The organism is Parabacteroides distasonis ATCC 8503 (assembly GCF_000012845.1).
GTDB lineage: Bacteria > Bacteroidota > Bacteroidia > Bacteroidales > Tannerellaceae > Parabacteroides > Parabacteroides distasonis.
In genome coordinates this window covers 4684677-4704065 of record NC_009615.1, presented here as the reverse complement: position 1 = coordinate 4704065, position 19389 = coordinate 4684677, and the positions used below count along the sequence as shown (strand labels likewise).

Genomic DNA, 19389 nt, shown 5'->3' with positions numbered 1-19389 from the left:
TTGTTGATACCAGATTCATTGCCCGGAAGGATTACCGGATATTCAATATTGCGCTAAAGGCATGTGGGTCAAGCCTGTAAAACGTCGGAAGGTTAAGTGTGACCATCGGGTAGCTTACCCAACCGCTCTGACGTCTATAACCTGTATCCTCAGCCAATTTGTTGGACAGAAGGAACTCCATGGCATCAGGATTGTTGTTGATGTCCACGAATGCCCTGTCAGGCAGTGAGAATGCCGCCTTATCTTCTAAGTTGACCGTCAGGACCGTGTATATCTCATGGGTCACGGGATCTTTCAGAGACAATGCCGGCCAGCCGTTATGGTACATTTCAATCACGATTGAGAGACGGCTTTCCTGATACAGGAAAGTCTCTTCCATGGACGGATGGTCGCATTTGACAATTTCAAAATCATCCTCCCCTTTGGTAAATGTCACCATCGGATAGGATACATCGACAAAACATTCCTCTTCCCGGTAACAGAGATGTTCTTTTCCCTCTGAACGGATTATAGCCAATTGGGTGTTCATATTCGTAACTGGTTTTAAAATTATTGACTTGCAAGTTAATTGGCCGGCATTCGCCTGCCTGTTTCTTTAAACGTGTGATTGTCACCGCCTGCGGACATTTGGGAGAGTTGCTGTTTCACCGCCTTGATTTTCCCAATCAGTTCGTCCTCCCTTCGGAATGAGGGGGTACATTTGGTACGCCTCATCCCGGCTCCCCAGGGGATGCCGCCGCATACTTTTCTCAGGCGTGCCTTTTCGCTTTCCAGGGCCGACTCCAGACGGGCCAGCCTGCGTCGCAACGATTCTTCGGTCACAGTTCTCATGATCTCATTGTTTTTTTTGTATGGTGACGGGTCGGAAAGACAGTCACCATACCGTCGTTATGTGTCACGTTATATTTTAGCTTTTTCCCTTTTGATGCCTCTCAGGACGTACAACAGGTGCAGGAACAGCTCCCTGTCGTAAATCCGGAAGAAGAACGGCTCGCCTGTTTCCCTGACCGTTCCGGTAAACGACACGGACTCCCGGTTCACGGGATATTGGAGGAAGTTGCCATTTGCCAGCAGGGTGTGCTTTTTCTTCATCACTTCGCCTAGGAACTTGTCCATATCGTCGTTTCCCTCATAGCCGGAGAAGTAGAGGAAATGATGACGGCGCAGGCTTCGCAGGATTTTGGCGGTTTCCAGCCTTACATCCCTGCCTGACGATTCGTCCGTTCCTCTCATCAGGTTGCAGATGAACTTCTTCTCGCCATTTATGTCAAGAAACAGATAAGGAACTATAATTATAGAGGCATGCCGTGCGTGGTCAGAGATGACCATCGGCTTTTCTTTCAGGATGTCTCCTTTGAAGGTAATGTTCCGGTAATGGTTGTCCATCTGCCGTTCCAGTTCCTTTCTTGGCGTGGTAACGGAGCGGAGTCCCGTGAAGTAGCGTCCGCCCGCCCGGAAGCAGAACCGGTAGATGTCCGCATGATAAGGCTCTCCCTGGAAAAAGAAATTCCGGGTATGGCGGATGGGGGGCAAGACATCCATGTAGTCGAAATATCTTTCTTCCGTAATCTCACTGAACGGGGCGCAGAGGGATTGCAGGTGGATGCGTATCATCTTGCGGACGGTATTTCCGGACACGGCTATGAGGTACGGGTTCTTTTCCCTGTCCCTCAGTTCCTCCAGTGTCTCATGATGGTAGTCGCCGTGTATTCCGTCAGACATGGTGGTCACGCAGCTGCCGTCAAAACTGCGTGAATCGACTACGAATTTCAGTTTGTCGTTATTCATGGTTCAGATGTTTTGAAGGTTCAACACTCTCTTGGCGGCACTGAGGGCATTGGAGGTGAGCTGCCGTTGCCATGCCTTGTTTCTGGGTGACCAGCGGAATCCGGAGGATTTCAGTTCCTTTCGTCTGTTGTCTTCGGGAATCCTGTCAAACAGGATCTGAAGGCGGTCTTCCCCATAGTTCCATACAAGTGTCCCGCCCTCGAACGACACTTCCTTGTTTTCCCGGCTTTGCACCGCTTTCAGCCTTTCACGCATCCGTTCCGCAAGTTCCGGCAATTGGAAGAATTTGTTTCTTGGGGTGATGACGGGTTTCCTTACCCTTGCGTTATATTCGGAAATGAAGTCCACGGCCCTGCGGACGATTTCCACTTCCCCGTGATTGGCGAAGGTGGATACCTTGTTCAGGATGCTGCTGACGAACAGGGCACGGTTATAACCCCGGCATTGTCCGGTGTCAATCCCGTGGATGGTGTCGGCGCTGCTCTTGATGTCGCGTTTGAGCGTCTGCCATGCCTTTTCCAGTTTTTCTTCCTCCGGTCGTGCGGCTTCCTTTTTCCGTCTGACGGCTTCAAGAACCTTTTGCCGCCAATTGCGGAACTCCTCGTAGCGGTTCTGATAGCTTCTGTTCGTATTCTCCTGCCTGTGGTAATCAAATCCGCCCCGTCCCGTCACCATCGGGTTGGCGCAGCGTGAGAGGGCCGAGAGCTGGGCGGATAGCTTTTTCCGGTAGGCGGCGATGTATGTATCCCGTTCCTCTTCCTGCATGAGTTGCAGGTCGTTGTGCAGCTCCTCCCCGTAAATCATGATGTCCGTCTCGCCACGAATCTCCGGGTCGAAGGAACTCCAGGCGTATGCGTCGCAAGCCTGTTTCCACATATCCTCCAGATAGCCAGGATGTTTGAACGCTACGGCTTCCCAGTCTTTGAAGTCCCTGGAATGCAATTCATTCCGATCTTCCGGATTTCCGTACAGGTGTACATAGTTGCCCGTTCCATGATGCTCCTTTCTGAAATGGAACGGTACGGGTGGATGGTCCGTACCCTTTTCCCGGATCATCGTGACCCGGTGCGCATTCTCTGCGGTAAGGCCCGTTACTTGTTCTTCCCGGACCTTTGCTGTTGTTGTTTCAGTCATAACCGTTGCCATTCATAAATTATTTCTACCAGTTCTTCGTCCGCCAGTTTTTGGATTTCCTCGTCCGAGCAATAGCAGGCGATTTCCTCGTCCAGCTTGAAAGCTGCCGGGTCAAGGCTTCTGATGCCGTCCAGCAGTTCCGGCACCAGGCTGTCTGCGGCAACCGTATAGCTTCCGTCCCTGCCTTGCACCTTCCGTGCGGGATAGCTCCTTTCCCGATAAACCAACATTCTCATTTTCGGATTGGCACCCTGCTGTCCTTTGTGGACTTTGCTTGTTGTCTCTCTGTTCATACCTTCATTTTTTTAGTTTGTTTGACATGATCGGCTCCGTGGAGCCGGTTTTTCGGTTTCTTACTTGCCGGACTGTCCTTTGCCGGGGATTGCGCAAGGCTTGGCAAAAGAAAATACCGCAGCGAAGCGAGGATGATTTTCTTTTAGCCAACCAGCCCCTGAAAGGGGCCGCCTTGCGCAATCAACCCGGCAAAGGGCTATATTTGCAGGTAAGAAATTGAAAGAATGGCTGGGATTTTCAATTTGTCGGATACAACGTGTAATAAGTGTAATGAGCAAATTTAAAAGCATACAACGAAGGTTTTTCAAATATTTTCCAAACTATCGGATATCAATATCATATCGTAAAACAAGCGAAGGCGTGGCATTCCGGAATAAATACATATCTTCGCGTCAAAGGTGATTGATTGAAATGAATACATTCTCTGCTTTTGATACGGGTGTCATGGTAGCTCTCTTGCTGGGTATTGAGTTTCTTAGGAGTGATATCCAAACAATTCTCTATTGTAAAAGAAACGATCCCGGGATTTTTAAGAGCTGCCTGTATACATTGTTTATATTGTTGGCAAGTCTTTATTCCATTGTGGCCGGAGCCATGCTTAACCCCGAGCCCGTACCCGTTTATGAATTGATGCCCGGTTTTCAAATAGGAGTTTATGGTTCTTGCTTTTTGTTTATATTTCTTGTTATCGCCGGTCTTTACCGTAAAATATTGCCTCTCGTCCTTTTGGGGTACGCTATGGTATATGTAATCGGTGTACTGATACCGTTACTTGGATATGTAGTGTCCATGATGGATTATTTCGCCAGTACAGGGGCCTAGTAATAATTATAAAGACCAACGATGTTTTTTATGGAAAAAATGGATAACAGACAAACTGCAAAACATAAAAGAAGGCATTCTTCTCAGACACTTTTTATGGAAATCCTGCTTGTCCCTTTCCTTATCCACCAGTCTTCGAGATTGGCCTGTACTGGATGCTCATTGTTCAAGTTGACGATATAGGAAAATGCTAGACCGGTTAGATACATAAATTAGGAACATATCGCATATGGCACGCAGGCGTTTGTATTTCATTTCCAGACGGATTATCCTTTGTAATCCCTCTCGAAAAGGAATGTCTTTTGTATTCGGGCATATACTCGAACAATGAAAACGGATGAACCCGTATTTACCTTTTTCCATGTGCAATATACATCAGCCCTTTCAAGGTATTGACACGCCCAGAGGCAGTGGAGTTTGCCAAAGCACATGTCCAAGCATCCAGTTATAATAATCTTTAATTATTGTTTTTCAGCACATCAATATAAAGTTCCATGAAAAAAAATAGAATCTTAGTCGTATTTTCTTTCTCATGATCGTAATAACAGTTTTTAAGGCTGGTAATATCCCTGCAAGCTCATTTCCTTTGCAGTAAAATATTGATACATATCCTCTTTCAATGGATAGTCCCAGCATCCCAACTGATGATAGATTTCTCCGCCAAAACCATGTTTGAACTTATAAAGCCCGTACATGGGATGTGAGGCATCGGCATACGGAGCGATACCGAACATGTCATACTCCAAGCAGTTGTGCTCACGCGCCAGCTGTATAGCTCTCCATTGCAAGGCATAAGTAGGCATCAGATTACGGTGAGATGACGAAGAGGCTCCATAGAGATAAGTAGCCCTATGGGATGAGAAGACCAGGAACATCGCAGCCAACGGAGTGTTGTCGTGATAGGCTATGAGCAGCTTTACATTCACTTTGGGATCGTCACATTCCATCTTTGAAGCAAATATGGAATGGAAATATTGAATATCGTTCAGGTGAAGCCCATTACGTAAAGCAGTTTCTTTATAGAGGCTGTACCAGATTTGTAATCCTTCGATTCCGGCTGAACGTACCTCCACTCCACGCTTCAATGCCAACCGGATATTATAACGTGTCTTAGGTTTCATACGTGCAAGAAGCTTCTCTTCTGTGGTGGACAGATCAAGAACAATGGTATTGACCGGCAAGATATTGGTGTTGGCTTTACGCAGGTTGTGACAACAAGTACCGTAATTGAGCTTTATCTCCTGAGACTCTTTCCCAGGAAGTCCTATCCAGCGCCCCTCTTCATCAAAATCATCCGCCTTGCACCAATGGCTTTCCCAATTGAGGTCATAACGTAGGGCTATGCAATGCTTGGGTAGGAATGAACGAAGTGATTCAGAAAGTTCTTCCAGAAAAATACCTTGATTTTCTTCTGATGGTTCTATCTCGGGGCCATAGGGTAAGTAAGCAATATAATCCTCACGGTTGAGATATTGAAAGAACATTATGAAATCGGCTTGAGTGTACGTATAACCTCCCACGTGGGTATAAAGTTCACTATTGCGCACACTGTAATCAAAAGCGCAGGAACTCATGCCAAGCTGTTCTTTTACTTTCGACCAAAAGGAAGTCTGCTGAACAATGGGCGTACTATAAGCATCTGTGATCTCTTTGGGTTCCAGTCGGATATTCATTTTGTGAAATAGATTTTTGTGCTCTTTCAGATAACAAACAGAGCGAATTAACATAAAAATGTAAAATTAGTCTTTATAAAAATGGTCGCCAAGAAAAAAAACTGTAAACGTGGATTATTTGCCATCTTTTTCCATTTGTTGAAAAATATTAAGAAATTATCCATACTACGTATGGGGCTGTAAAAGTCCCGAATACCAGCCAATAACATTTGTTTAACCGTATGTTTTTAAGTATCTTTGCAAATACATCATGCAACAAAAGCCTTTAGAGGGTAGAATCATCAGGACAATTCTTTGTTGAAAATAAATCCATTTATCTCACATGATTCAGACTCATTAGTATCGCCCCTATTGCAGTTGTTTTCAGAAACAGTAAAAGAAGAAATGATTGTGGTTCCGCATGGAATGACAATAGAATTTCCGTGTGCCTATTTGTTTGACAGATAGACATTAAACTTGCTTTTATGTTTAAGTCTGAGAAAAGATTAACGAATAAAAGAAAGGTTATATATGAATGAGAAAAAGAAAATAGAAGTAATGAAACTCTACCTTATTTTCGGTCGTGAACGGAATAAAGCATTCAAGATGCTGATGAAAGGAAAGAGTAAACAGGAAATCAAGAAAGAAACAGGATGTACTGTCGCTGTAAATGGCGCCAACTTTGCCATCAATGAAGGTGAGATATTTGTCATTATGGGGTTGAGCGGAAGCGGAAAATCCAGTTTGTTGCGTTGCTTCAACCGACTTAACAAACCCACCTTTGGAGCAATTGCGGTCAATGGCAAGAATATCGCCACCCTGCCTGATGAGGAACTGCGTGCCGTCCGTCGCAAGGAACTGGCTATGGTATTTCAGCATTTCGGCCTGCTACCCCATCGTACCGTGTTACAGAATATCGTTTTCGGACTTGAACTCCAAGGTATAGGTAAGGAAGAGCGCGAACAAAAAGCACTGGAAAGCATGAAACTTGTGGGACTTGACGGCTATGAGAACCAGATGATAAACGAGCTTTCAGGCGGTATGCAACAACGTGTCGGATTGGCACGTGCTTTGGCGAATGACCCCGAGGTACTGTTGATGGACGAGGCTTTCTCGGCTCTCGACCCATTGATTCGGGTACAGATGCAGGATGAGCTGCTGGCCTTACAATCGAAAATGAAGAAAACCATCGTGTTCATTACCCATGACTTGGAAGAGGCCATCAAATTGGGTGACCGTATCGCTATCATGCGCGACGGTGAGATTCAACAGATTGGCACCTCGGAGGAAATCCTCACGGAACCCGCCAATGGATATGTGCGTAGTTTTGTGGAAAACGTGGACCGCAGCCGTATCGTTACAGCCGCTTCAATTATGGTGGATAAGCCTCTGGTTGCACGTTTGGGTAAGGAAGGACCGGAAGTACTCATACGCAAAATGAAAGAGCGTAAACTTACCGTACTTCCCGTAGTGGATGCGGGCGGTATTCTGCAAGGCGAGGTCCGGTTGAGAGATCTTGTGAAATTGCGTGAAGCGAAAGTAAAAGACATCGCTTCGGTCATAAAAAGCGAGGTTCATTCCATTACCGCAGACACGGTGGTGGAAGACATCCTTCCGCTGATGACCAAGACCAATTCACCGATCTGGGTGGTGAATGAAGAACGCGAATTTGAAGGAGTGGTTCCACTTTCATCGCTCATTGTGGAAGTGACCGGCAAGGATAAGGAAGAGATAAACGACATTATCCAACAAGCAATTGATTTATAATACAAAAAACGATATATACAATGATAGATATAGGATGTTATATAGAAGCAGCCATCGAATGGCTGACCGAAGAAGGTGCGGTATTTTTTGATGCGTTGAATGTAGGCGTAGAAAGTTTTATTGATAGTTTCCAACTGGCATTGTACGCTATCCCGTTTTATGTTTTTATTCCACTGACCGTTTTACTGGCTTGGTGGAAAGTGGGTAAAGGTATGGGGGCTTTTACTCTTCTGGGACTGTTGCTGATATGGGGTATGGGATTTTGGGAGGAAACCATGCAAACGCTTGCCTTAGTGCTTTCCTCCACTTGCATGGCTTTGCTGATAGGAATCCCACTCGGCATTTGGGCGGGAAAAAGTGAACGCTGTAACCGGATGCTCCGTCCCGTTCTGGACTGTATGCAGACCATGCCCGCTTTCGTCTATCTGATTCCTGCGGTATTGTTTTTCGGATTGGGTACGGTTCCCGGTGCTTTCGCCACCATCATCTTTGCCATGCCTCCGGTGGTGCGGCTTACGGGATTGGGCATACGGCAAGTACCTGAAAACGTAATAGAGGCTGCCCGATCGTTCGGGGCCACTCCCCGCCAATTACTTTTCAAGGTGCAGTTGCCTTTGGCTTTACCCACCATACTAACCGGCATCAACCAGACCATCATGATGGCACTTTCCATGGTAGTGGTGTCTGCCATGATTTCAGCCGGTGGTTTGGGAGAAGTGGTACTGAAAGGTATCACACAAATGAAAATCGGACTCGGCTTTGAAGGCGGCATTGCCGTTGTAATACTGGCTATTATTTTAGACCGTATTACTCAAGGTATCGCCCAAAAGAAATAATCATCATATTTAGCACAATGAATTTATGAGAATATTCAGATTTATCACAACCATTATCAGCAGTATTTTGATGACATCGTGTATCATCAACCCCAATAAAATAAGCATCGCTTATCCTAACTGGGCGGAAGGTATCGCAGTGACCCATTTAGCCCGTGAAATTCTTGTGGAACAAGGTTTTCAAGTAGAACTGCTCAATGCGGATATCGCCCCGATATTCACCTCGCTTGCACGTGGAAAGACGGATGTGTTTCTTGACAGTTGGCTTCCCGTTACGCATAAACCCTATTTTGAAAAATATCAGGGAAAATTTGAAATATTGGGGCAGGTGTTCGACAGTGCCCGTATCGGTCTTGTGGTACCGGCTTATGTCCCCATTAACAGCATAGAGGAGCTGCCGGAGTTCACAGAACGTTTCAATGGGGAAATTGTAGGCATTGATGCAGGCACGGGTATCATGAAATGTACGGAAACGGCCATACCAACTTACGGACTGGATTACAAACTGATGATTTCAAGCGGTCCGGCCATGACTGCGCTTCTTGACAAGGCGATTAAAAAGAAAGAATGGATTGTAGTAACCGGATGGACACCCCATTGGATGTTCGACCGTTACGAGCTTAAAGTATTGGAGGACCCGAAAAATATCTATGGAGTCTCGGAATATATCCGGGCGATTGCCCGTACCGGATTCAGCAAGGAACATCCATTCGCCGCAGAACTGTTGGGGAATATTCATCTTACGGACCGGCAAATCAGTTCACTGATGAGTGCCATTGAGCAGACAAGGGGAACGGAACGCGAGGCTGTAAGGGAATGGATAAAACAAAACAGAGCTTTGGTGGACAGTTGGATACCCAAAGACAAGGAAACGAAAATGTATAAATACGATTACCGGAGATTAAGAGTTTAATATGATTCAAACAAGCAATTTTAGACCGAAGTTTTTTACAAGTATACGACATTACAACAAATCCTTGTTCGTGTCTGACCTGATGGCCGGTGCTATTGTCGGTATTGTGGCATTGCCGCTTGCCATAGCATTTGCCATAGCGTCCGGTGTTTCACCGGAAAAGGGGATTATTACAGCCGTTATTGCAGGATTCATCATTTCATTCTTAGGAGGAAGCAAGGTGCAGATTGGAGGACCGACTGGTGCTTTCATCGTCATAGTGTATGGCATTGTCCAAGAGTATGGTTTCCACGGATTGGCAATTGCCACGTTTATGGCTGGTGTACTATTGATACTCATGGGAGTATTTAGACTGGGGACTGTGATCAAGTTTATACCTTATCCCATCATTGTCGGATTTACGGCCGGTATAGCCATGACAATCTTCACCACGCAAATGGCTGACGTATTGGGATTGGATTTAGCAAGTGAGGAAGTTCCAGGTGATTTTATCGGTAAATGGATGGTTTATATCCGTCATATGGACAGTATAAATGGTTGGAATGTGTTGACCAGCCTGTTGAGTATAGGAATCATTCTGCTTACTCCCCGGCTGTTACGAAAGATACCGGGATCATTAATGGCGATTCTTATCGTTACTCTTGTTGTATGGGTTCTCGGTAATTATTGTGGCATAACGGGCATAGACACTATCGGAACACGGTTTACTCTCGTGTCGTCTCTTCCTGAGGTTGTTATTCCATCCATTGATTGGAAAGCAATTCAAGAGCTTTTCCCTATTGCCGTCACTATTGCCATTTTGGGTGCCATAGAATCTTTGTTATCTGCACAAGTGGCTGATGGACTGATAGGTGACCGCCATCACTCCAATACTGAACTGATTGCCCTCGGAGTGGCAAATATGTGTACACCGCTGTTTGGAGGTATTCCGGCCACCGGTGCCATAGCTCGTACCATGACTAACATCAATAACGGCGGGCATACACCTGTAGCTGGAATCGTCCATTCTGTCGTGCTACTGTTGATATTGTTGTTACTTATGCCGTTGGCACAATATATCCCAATGGCTTGTCTGGCAGGTGTATTGGTGGTGGTTTCCTATAATATGAGCGGATGGAGAAGTTTCAGAGAGTTGCTCAAAGGTTCCAAGTCGGATGTGGCTGTATTGCTCATCACCTTTTTTCTTACGGTTATTTTCGACCTTACCATTGCCATAGAAATGGGGTTACTCATAGCTTGCGTGTCATTTATCGGGCGTGTGATGAAAACCACAGAAATCTCTGTAATTAAGGATGAAATCAAACCGTGCGAAGAAACAGATCTGTATATGGATAGCGAAGAAACAATTGCTGTTCCCGATGGTGTGGAGGTGTATGAAATTAACGGACCTTATTTTTTTGGTATTGCCACTCAGTTTGAAGAAGTGATGGCAGAACTTGGCGACAAACCTTTAGTACGCATTATCCGTATGCGCAGGGTACCTTTTATTGATTCCACGGGAGTGAATAATTTGTCAAGTCTCTGTCGTATGAGCCACAAGGAAGGCATCAGAATCGTACTCTCCGGAGTGAATGAAAACGTACATGCCACTCTTCACAATTCCGGATTTTACAGTTTACTGAATGAGGAAAACATTTGTCCCCATATCAACGCAGCCCTTAAACGGGCACAAAACATTATAAACTCAGAACAATAATGAAAAAGATATATTTATTGATGGCTATTTTAATGGCCGGATGGATAATCCCGGTCAGGGCAAAAACTCCTGATAGCAGTATAAAAGAGAAGCCTGTATTAAAAATAGGTGGGGCACTCCGTTTCAATTATAATTATTCGGACTGGAAAGCGGGATGCCGAAAACGTGGCGGGGATTTTGGATTTGATGTGTTTCGGCTGAATGTAGATGCATCCTATCATAAATTCCAGCTTTCAGCCGATTATCGTTTTTACCCTTCTTCATCAGGGGGAGGAATGTTAAGACAAGGGTGGTTGGGGTATCAGTTTGATAAAAACAACCAATTGCAAATGGGGCTTACAACGGTACCGTTCGGAATACTGCCATATACGTCAAACAGTTATTTTTTCAATCTCCAATATTATGTGGGACTGGAAGATGACGCAGATATGGGGTTAAAATACATTTTCCGTAGCCGGCAATGGGAAGTACAAGCCGCTTTCTTTAAAAATTCGGGATTGACAGATTTCGGAGACAAGTCAGAACTGACAACAGACCGATATTCATATGATATTGCTGGACGACACAAGGAAGTGAACCAAGGTAACATTCATGCTACCTACCAATGGGGTAACAAATGGAAACATCAAGCGGGTGCTTCCGTTTTGGTGGGCGGAGTCTATCATCTGGATAGTGGGGCAATGGGGTATCGATGGGCTACCGCCCTGCATTATGTGCTTGATTACAAGCGTTGGAATTTCAAGGCACAATATACCACTTATGACATCCATTTAGCGGACGAATCAATGGATACCCGCCATCAAATCACTTTGGCTGCTTTCGGGGCAACTTACCAAGTAACTTCAAAAGCAGATATTTATTCTATGGCATTAGCTTATCACATTCCGTTCCGAAAAGGTTTTCTGGATGAGATATGCCTTTATAATGATTTCAGTTTATTGCATAAACGTGTAGGAGGCTATTCCGACAGCTTTCAGAATGTGACAGGCTGTTCACTTGTAATGGGACCGGTGTTTGTTTATGTTGATTATGCCATCGGGCATAACCACGCATGGATAGGAAACGATTGGAACAATGCTTTTGCGCAAAGTTCCGATAATGCCACCAATGTTCGAATCAACATAAATATGGGATACTATTTTTAATAATAAAAAATACATAGACAATGAATATGATTTTAGAAATAACACTTAGATTATTTGTAGCTCTTATTTTAGGAGGAATCATAGGAATAGAACGTGAATACCGTTCAAAAGAAGCCGGATTCCGTACACATTTTTTAGTAGCATTGGGTAGTGCCCTTTTTTGTATTGTATCACAATATGGCTTTGGGTTTGATTTGAAAGACTCATCGAGAGTAGCGGCACAAGTGGTTTCCGGTATTGGTTTCCTTGGAGCGGGAACCATTATTTTTCAAAAGAATGTAGTGCGTGGTCTGACTACTGCTGCTGGATTATGGGTGACGGCAGCTATCGGATTGACCTGTGGAACTGGCATGTATATAGCAGCCGGCATAGCTACAGCTATGGTGCTTTTCGGACTGGAAGTCATGAATTCCTTTATTCCGATTTTTGGAACTACTACAGTACAACTTACCTTTACAGCAACTAAGAAAGAGAGCGTGAAGCGGGTGGTTAACCAAATAAAGGAAGACTGCATCGAACTCTATTCTTATGAACTGCGTGACCGTCGTACCTCACAAGGTGAAATATTCGAGGCCAGCATTGAGATGAAAGTTAAACGTGGCAATCACAACGAACGACTCATCAATTATATGGATGAATTTGACGATGTCACTATTTCAAGTATAGAATGAGAAATCCTATAAACAGATTTTATATAATAAGTTCGTAAAAACAGGGAATTTAGCTGAAACTGCCCTGTCTAATCTGCAGTGGAATAAAGGCGATATGACTCAGGTGAACTACCCGAAACCCTACTGAAATATTTGGAAAAAAGTGACTGTTCATTAAATCCCAGATCATAAGCAATCTCCTTGATAGCTTTGGAAGAATTACGCAGCAGGATCTGCGCTTCAAGTACGATGTATTCCTCTATCCACCGTGCGGCACTTCGCCCGCTTACTTGCCGGATAACGGTAGTGAGGTGACGGGGGGTCAGTAAAAGTTCATCTGCATAAAATGATACGCGCCTCTGTTGGCAGTAATGGGTGTGCAACAAATCAAGAAAGTCATAAAATATCTTCTCGCTGTGTGATGCGGGGATGACGGTATCTTCCAAGCGTCGGCAGACATTGCGTACTTGGCAGAACATTCCCAAAATGAGCGGATAAAGAGTTCCTGAGGAATCTTTCAAGCCGGAAGCGTCAGCGCAGAGACACAGCAGGTCATAGAAACGGCTCAACCGTTCGTGTTCGTCTTCATTGAGGGCAATGAAAGCATTGCGTATGGCAATCTTCCCCAAAGTCCGCTCGATATGGACGAGTTGCCGCCAAAAGGCTTTTGAAAGCAGCAGACCCACACACCTGAAACCGGGGCTGCGGCTTACAATGCGGCAGGCACAGGGTGTGGTGAAGCAAAGCAGGTGCTCACGGTTGAAACAGTAGGGTTGCAGGTTGATGTCCAGTAGCATTTCTCCGTCCAAGCAAAGAAACAGACAGGGAAGGTCTATCTTTACAGGGTTGTCGTGTGTACCGAACAAGTCTTTTTCATGCCAGATGACGAAAGGAGTGGCATCCTTGCCCAGCTGTAGGCGTTGAAGCAAGTTGTCGAATGTGAATACGGGCTGAATCATACAAAACAACATGTAAATTAGGTTAATAAAGCATATTCTCATTAATAATCGTACAAATATACAAACCAAATGCAGAAAAACGCATTTACAAGCATGAAATAACGCAGTAATTTTGCAACGTAATCAAATCAGTATGACAATGAAAATAAAATTTTTGACTATGGCACTCTCCATGACGGTCATTCCGTCAGTTCTTTGGGCACAGAAACCGGCTACGGAACATACCATCCGTGCTAATGAAACTGTAAATACGGAACTGAATTTCAACGACCGTCAGGATTTTGAAGACGCGAACCGAGGATTTATTGCAAGTATTGATGGAAAAGCGGTATTGGGCAAAGACGGAAAAGTGTCTTATTCAGTGGAGGAATGGGATTTTCTGAAGAATGAAACACCGCAGACTGCCAACCCCAGCCTGTGGAGGCAGTCGCAGCTTAACCGCATCAACGGACTGTTTGAAGTGATACCCGGCAAACTTTATCAGGTAAGAGGGTTCGACATTGCCAACATGACTTTCATCCGTTCTGACAATGGCTGGATCATCATTGACGTGACGACTACCGACGCCGCTGCGAAGGCAGGCTATGACCTCATTAAGAAGCATGTGGCCGACCTGCCTGTACAAGGTGTGATTTTCACCCATCCCCATGGTGACCATTACGGAGGCATCGCAGCGGTAAAGGAGGCTTCCTCTAAAAAGGATTTCAACATCATCGCTCCTAAGGGCTTCATGGCTTCGGCACAAAACGAGAATGTACTGGCAGGAGTAGCCATGACCCGCCGCGCCACTTATATGTATGGTTTGCAGTTGAAACCGGGGGAAGAGGGTACGTTAGGCTGTGGCCTGGGACAGCGTATGTCAACGGGTAGCAAGGGTATCGCCCGTCCCACCATCGAAATAGCAAACACAGGAGAGAAACATATCATTGACGGTGTGGAGATGGAGTTTGTCTATGTACTCGATACGGAAGCACCCGTGGAAATCATGGTCTGGCTTCCGCAACTGAAAGCTTTCTGTACGGCAGAAGACATGACACATAATATGCACAACCTGCAAACGTTGCGTGGTGCGAAAGTTCGTAACGGGCTGCTGTGGAGCAAGGCGATAGATACGGCCATCGAACGTTACGGTGATCAGGTGGAGGTGTCATTCTCAACCCATCACTGGCCAACTTGGGGTAATGAACGCATCGTGGATTATTGGGAAGCCCAGCGTGATATGTACCGCTATCTGCACGACCAGACCTTGCACCTGGCCAACCGTGGTCTGACACCTGATGAAATCGCCGAAGAGATGAAACTGCCCGCCTCACTTGCCTCGCAGTTCAATTGCCGTGGATATTACGGCACACTGAGCCACAACGTGAAGGCGCAGTATGACCTTTACTTTGGCTGGTTCAATGGCAATCCAGCACACCTCAACCCGTTGCCTCCTTCAGAACTGGGATCTAAATATGTAGAGGCCATCGGTGGTGCCGACAAAGTGCTCGAAGTGGCCAAGGCATCGTACGCCAAAGGTGAATACCGTTGGGTAGCTACGCTGCTGGACAACCTGGTCTTTGCAGAACCGGAAAACAAGGAAGCACGCCGATTATTGGCAGACACATATACCCAACTGGGTTATCAGGCAGAAAGCGGACCGTGGCGCAACTTCTATCTGACAGGAGCACGAGACTTGTTCAAGAAAGATGTGCCTTATACATCACAGCTCATCAATGACGGGGTGTTGGCGCAGATGGACATGGGGACTTTGCTTGATTACTGCGCCATCCAACTGAACGGGGAGAAAGCTGCCGGAAAGGAAGCGGTTATCAACATCAACTTCACAGATACGAAAGAGAAAGTGATGTTGATGCTAAATAACGGGGTGTTGAATCACCGCCTTGACAGTCAGGATGAGAAAGCTGACCTGACCCTGGAGATTGAGAAAATGGACTTCATCAAACTGTTCTTCGGCAGAACAGATTTACAAACTTTGCTAAAGACGAACAAAGTGAGAACTACGGGAAACACCCAAGCTATGGATGTTATCTGTAGTGCCTATGAACCGGCGGATCCTAATTTCAAAATTGTATTGCCGTAAATGGGAACAGCACATTGTTTTTTCATGGCGGGTGCATGGATGTGCATCCGCTTTTCTGTGTCACCATCCTGTCTTTATATAGTTCAAAACGGTAAAAAAATCCAGGGGGTTATTCATATCCAAGGCATCTATCTGCTTAAACATAGCAAAAGACTCAGAAAAGGAACTCTTCACCTTCGTTCAAGAATCATCGAAATTCTGCTTTATTAAAAAGAAAAATTGTGATCACCCCGTTCTATACATCTGCTACTTGCCCATAAATAAATTGTGCATGATTAACCTCACTAGCTTCGTATTCATTGGCACATCCATCAATATTATAAGGTGTAAGAAATTAACTCAATATATACCATGAATAATATAAATCTGTCCAACATCAAATCCTGTTCTTAGGGGTTCAAATCGGATTATCTATAGTTGTTTATCAGCATACGGTTCTTATTATTATATATCATGGTTTCGAATAAAAATTAGGTTAAGAAGAGTTGAGCTGGAAAGAACAGAGTTTCTCAGATTACTATTTCATATAACCTAAAGAAATAGGCTTAAGAAGTCATTTTTCTATTTCTTTAGAAGAATTTCTCAAAGAAAGATAATCGAGAAGAGCAAATATTTTTACCCTAAATAAATAATAGGCAGGGGCTGTCCAAAAAGTCGGATAGTCCATTACTGTTACTTACAGTTTAAAAGTAAAAGACGTGAAATTACCCTTATTTCTAGATAGAGAAAGTAATAATCTCAAGTTTATTGAATGTATTTCTTTGTAGACTTACAGACTGTAAGTTAAAAAACAAGGAACTGACTTTTGGTACCCCTTCAATGGCTAGCCCATTGTATGTTTATTGAGACAGACGTTCCTTCACATTGTTCATTGCCGCTTTCAGGCTACTGTTCATCACCCGTGCATAATGTTGTGTCATGCGTGTGGAGGCATGGCCGAGCATAACGGATACATCCTGCAAGGGTACATTATTGGCGAGCGTTACGGTGGTTCCGAAAGTATGGCGGGCCACATGCGTGGTCAGATTCTTCTTTATACCGCAGAAATCGGCTATTTCCTTGAGGTAGCTGTTCATTTTCTGATTACACATGACAGGCAGGCAGCATCCTTTCTTTATGCAGGCCGGATGTTCCCTGTATTTTTCCAATATGGCCAAAGGAACGGGCAATAGCGGAATGTTGCTGATAGAAGACGCTTTTCTGCGGCGCTCCAGCTTGACCCTTCCCTTCCTTATCCACCAGTCCCCGAGATTGTCCTGCACCAGATGCTCATTGTTCAGACTGGCTACATCGGAAAACGCGAGACCGGTGAAGCATGCGAAGACAAAAATGTCCCTGACCAGCTCGAGCCGTGGGATGGTGAATTTCTTTTTCATGACGGCCTGTAATTCGTCGTAAGTCAGGAATACCGGATCGGTTTCGTCCTGCTCCATCTTGTAACCATAAAAAGGATTCTTACGCATCCATTCCTTTGCCAATGCCATATTGGTGAATTTCTTGAAACATTTCATGTAGCGGACTATCGTGTTCCGACACAGTCTTCCTTCCGTTTTCAGGTAAATGTCAAACGCATGGATAAACTCCGGTGTCAGCTCATGGAAAGTGACCTCCTCCTTACCGTAATAAGAGGGGATGAACTGCTGCAATTTCTTCACCACGTTCTTGTACCGATTAATCGTGACGGGAGAGTAGTCTATCCCTGCTAGTGTTTCCATTTCCTTGATGCCTTCCATCATGGTACCGAGCAGCGTACGCATTTCGGTGTCTTTCCCGAAAACACGTTTCAGGATCAGTTTCGGGGTAATCAGGGCCTGTTCCAATACCAGTTCCTTGTGTTTCTCGAGGGCACGTGCGTGTAATTCCGCAATATAGGTATTCAACGCAACGGATGCCCTATCCCTGCCCTTACTGCATCCTTTGGCCGCATTCCATAGGTTCAGAGGCACGCTTCTTTGGATACGGGCATCGTCGTAGTTCCCGTTGATGGTTATCCGCATCAGTACGGGGGCCTCGCCGTTTTTCAACAATTTCGTTTTGAGCACGAAAAAAAGAATGTTCATTGTTCCTTGTTTCATCACTTTTGTTTTTTTAGAGGTGTTACATCCAATTGTTTCGTCAAAACCGGATGGCATGAGATAGTGAAACGAAGTGTTAAATTCGGTGGCTTTTTTTTAAGGCTTTAGGAAAAGCCATAGAAAAGCCATAAAAATCCAATTTTTCTCAAGTTCGAATTGCCTTTTGTATCCCGGGTTCGATTCCTTTTTTTTATTCCGATGGGAAACATCGAATTTTTAAATTTCTTTCACATTTTCAACTCCATCCGGTCATGTGTGCAAAATTACTTTTTCACACCGGAGATTGAAATTGTCAAACAGTTGAAAAACAATGAAGTATGGTGCATATTTATGGCTTTTTCAAAAGCCTTAAAAAAAGCCACTGAATTGGCGAAATCCAACTTCACAAATATGTAGCGGAATGCGTAGTGAGGGTAAAAAAAGAACCCTTGAACTATCTCTAATTCAAGGGTTTTCTAAAATTGAAAAGCTTTTTGGTGGTGCCACCAGGAATCGAACCGGGGACACAAGGATTTTCAGTCCTTTGCTCTACCAACTGAGCTATGGCACCATCATGTCGTTTTGTATATCGTTGTTTCGATTACGGGTGCAAAGGTAGGTATTATTTTTAATCCAGCAAATGTTTTGAAAGAAAAATTCACGGGACAGGAAATTATCTATTTTTCCTGCAAAAAAATCCACTTTTCTCTTGCAAGTTCAAAAACAATGTGTACCTTTGCACCCGTAATCGAGACAACGATACAACAAAACAAAAAAAACGGGATGTAGCACAGTTGGCTAGCGCGCCACGTTCGGGACGTGGAGGTCGGAAGTTCGAGTCTTCTCATCCCGACTTATCAAAAAGGCAAGAATCTTGAAAGAGATCTTGCCTTTCTTTTTTCAATCCTATTAATATCTAATGAATAACAAAAGGTATCAACATATATTGTTCGATCTGGACGGTACATTAACCGATCCTATGATTGGTATTACCAGTTCTGTAAAGTACGCCCTCTCCTATTTCAATATAGAAGTAGAAGATTTACGATCTTTATGCCCTTTCATCGGGCCACCATTAAAAACATCCTTTAAGGACTTCTATCAGTTTACAGATGAGCAAGCAGATGTAGCCATTGCTAAATACCGGGAATATTTTTCAAAACAAGGTATTTTCGAGAATACCCTGTATCAAGGTACTGATGAATTACTCCGTTTGCTTACCGAAAACGAAATGAAAATCTACTTAGCCACCTCAAAGCCGCAACCCTTCGCTCAACAAATTCTAGAATATTTCCACTTAGAATCTTATTTTACATTTGTTGGAGGAAGCACATTCGACGGAAGCCGTTCCGAAAAAGCGGATGTAATACAATATGTATTAGACAGCACCGATATAAAAACACGGTCTGACGTAGTCATGATCGGTGATCGTAAATATGATATAGAAGGGGCCAAAGCGAATAACATAGATTCAATAGGAGTCCTTTACGGCTACGGGGATGAAGAAGAATTAGCGAATGCCGGAACAAACAAAATCGTTACTGATATAAAAGAACTATCATCTTTCCTTCTAACAGGGAATATCCCCATATAGAA

Annotated in this window: 18 protein-coding genes, 2 tRNA genes and 1 pseudogene; 11 read left to right on the top strand and 10 right to left on the bottom strand. The window is 44.5% G+C overall.

What is annotated here, in order from left to right; translation table 11 throughout:
* Positions 1-31: 31 nt before the first annotated feature.
* The 5 genes from BDI_RS19350 to BDI_RS19330 all read right to left on the bottom strand — a co-directional run bounded on the left by BDI_RS19350 (position 32) and on the right by BDI_RS19330 (position 3215).
* On the bottom strand, positions 32-529 hold the full coding sequence (locus BDI_RS19350; RefSeq protein ID WP_008675247.1) for a DUF4313 domain-containing protein: 498 nt from the start codon (positions 527-529) through the stop codon (positions 32-34).
* Positions 530-564: 35 nt separating this feature from the next.
* Positions 565-831 (bottom strand): hypothetical protein, encoded by a 267-nt coding sequence (locus BDI_RS19345; protein WP_008675248.1) that lies wholly within the window; start codon positions 829-831, stop codon positions 565-567.
* A gap of 69 nt (positions 832-900) precedes the next feature.
* Positions 901-1788, bottom strand: coding sequence for a hypothetical protein (locus BDI_RS19340; RefSeq protein ID WP_008675249.1), 888 nt, complete (start codon positions 1786-1788; stop codon positions 901-903).
* Positions 1789-1791: 3 nt separating this feature from the next.
* Positions 1792-2934, bottom strand: coding sequence for a hypothetical protein (locus BDI_RS19335; RefSeq protein ID WP_012056215.1), 1143 nt, complete (start codon positions 2932-2934; stop codon positions 1792-1794).
* Positions 2919-3215, bottom strand: coding sequence for a hypothetical protein (locus BDI_RS19330; protein WP_005634950.1), 297 nt, complete (start codon positions 3213-3215; stop codon positions 2919-2921). The genes BDI_RS19335 and BDI_RS19330 overlap by 16 nt, the downstream gene beginning before the upstream one ends.
* Positions 3216-3241: 26 nt before the next feature.
* Here BDI_RS19330 and BDI_RS21480 point away from each other — a divergent pair, with 26 nt between their 5' ends.
* Together BDI_RS21480 and BDI_RS19325 are read left to right on the top strand one after the other, a co-directional pair.
* Positions 3242-3436 carry a hypothetical protein gene (locus tag BDI_RS21480; protein WP_005634939.1) on the top strand — a complete coding sequence of 65 codons (195 nt, stop codon included), beginning with the start codon at positions 3242-3244 and terminating at the stop codon, positions 3434-3436.
* 191 nt (positions 3437-3627) lie between these two features.
* Positions 3628-4038, top strand: coding sequence for a hypothetical protein (locus BDI_RS19325; RefSeq protein ID WP_008675262.1), 411 nt, complete (start codon positions 3628-3630; stop codon positions 4036-4038).
* A gap of 185 nt (positions 4039-4223) precedes the next feature.
* On the opposite strand, the pseudogene BDI_RS21435 reads toward BDI_RS19325, so the two are convergent.
* Both BDI_RS21435 and BDI_RS19320 read right to left on the bottom strand, forming a co-directional pair.
* A pseudogene (locus tag BDI_RS21435) lies at positions 4224-4509 on the bottom strand (site-specific integrase); the annotation flags it as partial.
* An 80-nt stretch (positions 4510-4589) separates the two neighbouring features.
* The gene (locus tag BDI_RS19320; protein ID WP_008675265.1) at positions 4590-5711 is read right to left on the bottom strand and encodes a lipid II:glycine glycyltransferase FemX; all 1122 of its coding nucleotides are present in this window, start codon (positions 5709-5711) and stop codon (positions 4590-4592) included.
* Positions 5712-6221: 510 nt separating this feature from the next.
* On the opposite strand from BDI_RS19320, the gene BDI_RS19315 reads away from it, so the two are divergent.
* Genes BDI_RS19315 through BDI_RS19290 form a run of 6 tightly spaced genes read left to right on the top strand, consistent with a single transcriptional unit; the run spans position 6222 to position 12718 of the window.
* Positions 6222-7457 (top strand): quaternary amine ABC transporter ATP-binding protein, encoded by a 1236-nt coding sequence (locus tag BDI_RS19315; RefSeq protein WP_008675267.1) that lies wholly within the window; start codon positions 6222-6224, stop codon positions 7455-7457.
* A 20-nt stretch (positions 7458-7477) separates the two neighbouring features.
* Positions 7478-8293, top strand: a complete 816-nt coding sequence (locus tag BDI_RS19310; protein WP_008675269.1) for an ABC transporter permease — start codon at positions 7478-7480, stop codon at positions 8291-8293.
* 25 nt (positions 8294-8318) lie between these two features.
* A complete protein-coding gene (locus tag BDI_RS19305) occupies positions 8319-9206 on the top strand; it encodes a glycine betaine ABC transporter substrate-binding protein (protein WP_008675272.1) in 888 nt (295 codons plus the stop codon).
* 4 nt (positions 9207-9210) lie between these two features.
* Entirely contained in the window at positions 9211-10902 is a 1692-nt protein-coding gene (locus BDI_RS19300) for a SulP family inorganic anion transporter (protein ID WP_041525712.1), read from the top strand.
* Positions 10902-12047 carry a hypothetical protein gene (locus BDI_RS19295; RefSeq protein ID WP_008675280.1) on the top strand — a complete coding sequence of 382 codons (1146 nt, stop codon included), beginning with the start codon at positions 10902-10904 and terminating at the stop codon, positions 12045-12047. Before BDI_RS19300 ends, BDI_RS19295 begins: the two co-directional genes overlap by 1 nt.
* A gap of 20 nt (positions 12048-12067) precedes the next feature.
* Complete coding sequence (locus BDI_RS19290; protein WP_008675282.1) at positions 12068-12718, top strand: MgtC/SapB family protein; 651 nt, start codon at positions 12068-12070, stop codon at positions 12716-12718.
* Between the two features lie 68 nt (positions 12719-12786).
* Here BDI_RS19290 and BDI_RS19285 read toward each other — a convergent pair whose 3' ends face one another.
* Positions 12787-13656 (bottom strand): helix-turn-helix domain-containing protein, encoded by an 870-nt coding sequence (locus tag BDI_RS19285; RefSeq protein ID WP_227742524.1) that lies wholly within the window; start codon positions 13654-13656, stop codon positions 12787-12789.
* Positions 13657-13795: 139 nt separating this feature from the next.
* On the opposite strand from BDI_RS19285, the gene BDI_RS19280 reads away from it, so the two are divergent.
* Positions 13796-15739 carry an alkyl/aryl-sulfatase gene (locus BDI_RS19280; RefSeq protein WP_032934321.1) on the top strand — a complete coding sequence of 648 codons (1944 nt, stop codon included), beginning with the start codon at positions 13796-13798 and terminating at the stop codon, positions 15737-15739.
* A gap of 839 nt (positions 15740-16578) precedes the next feature.
* Here BDI_RS19280 and BDI_RS19275 read toward each other — a convergent pair.
* Entirely contained in the window at positions 16579-17814 is a 1236-nt protein-coding gene (locus BDI_RS19275; protein ID WP_012056211.1) for a site-specific integrase, read from the bottom strand.
* Between the two features lie 474 nt (positions 17815-18288).
* Positions 18289-18364: transfer RNA gene (locus tag BDI_RS19270), tRNA-Phe, on the bottom strand.
* Positions 18365-18572: 208 nt separating this feature from the next.
* Here BDI_RS19270 and BDI_RS19265 point away from each other — a divergent pair.
* Positions 18573-18646, top strand: a tRNA-Pro gene (locus BDI_RS19265).
* Positions 18647-18712: 66 nt separating this feature from the next.
* The gene (locus BDI_RS19260; RefSeq protein WP_012056210.1) at positions 18713-19387 is read left to right on the top strand and encodes an HAD family hydrolase; all 675 of its coding nucleotides are present in this window, start codon (positions 18713-18715) and stop codon (positions 19385-19387) included.
* Positions 19388-19389 lie beyond the last annotated feature (2 nt).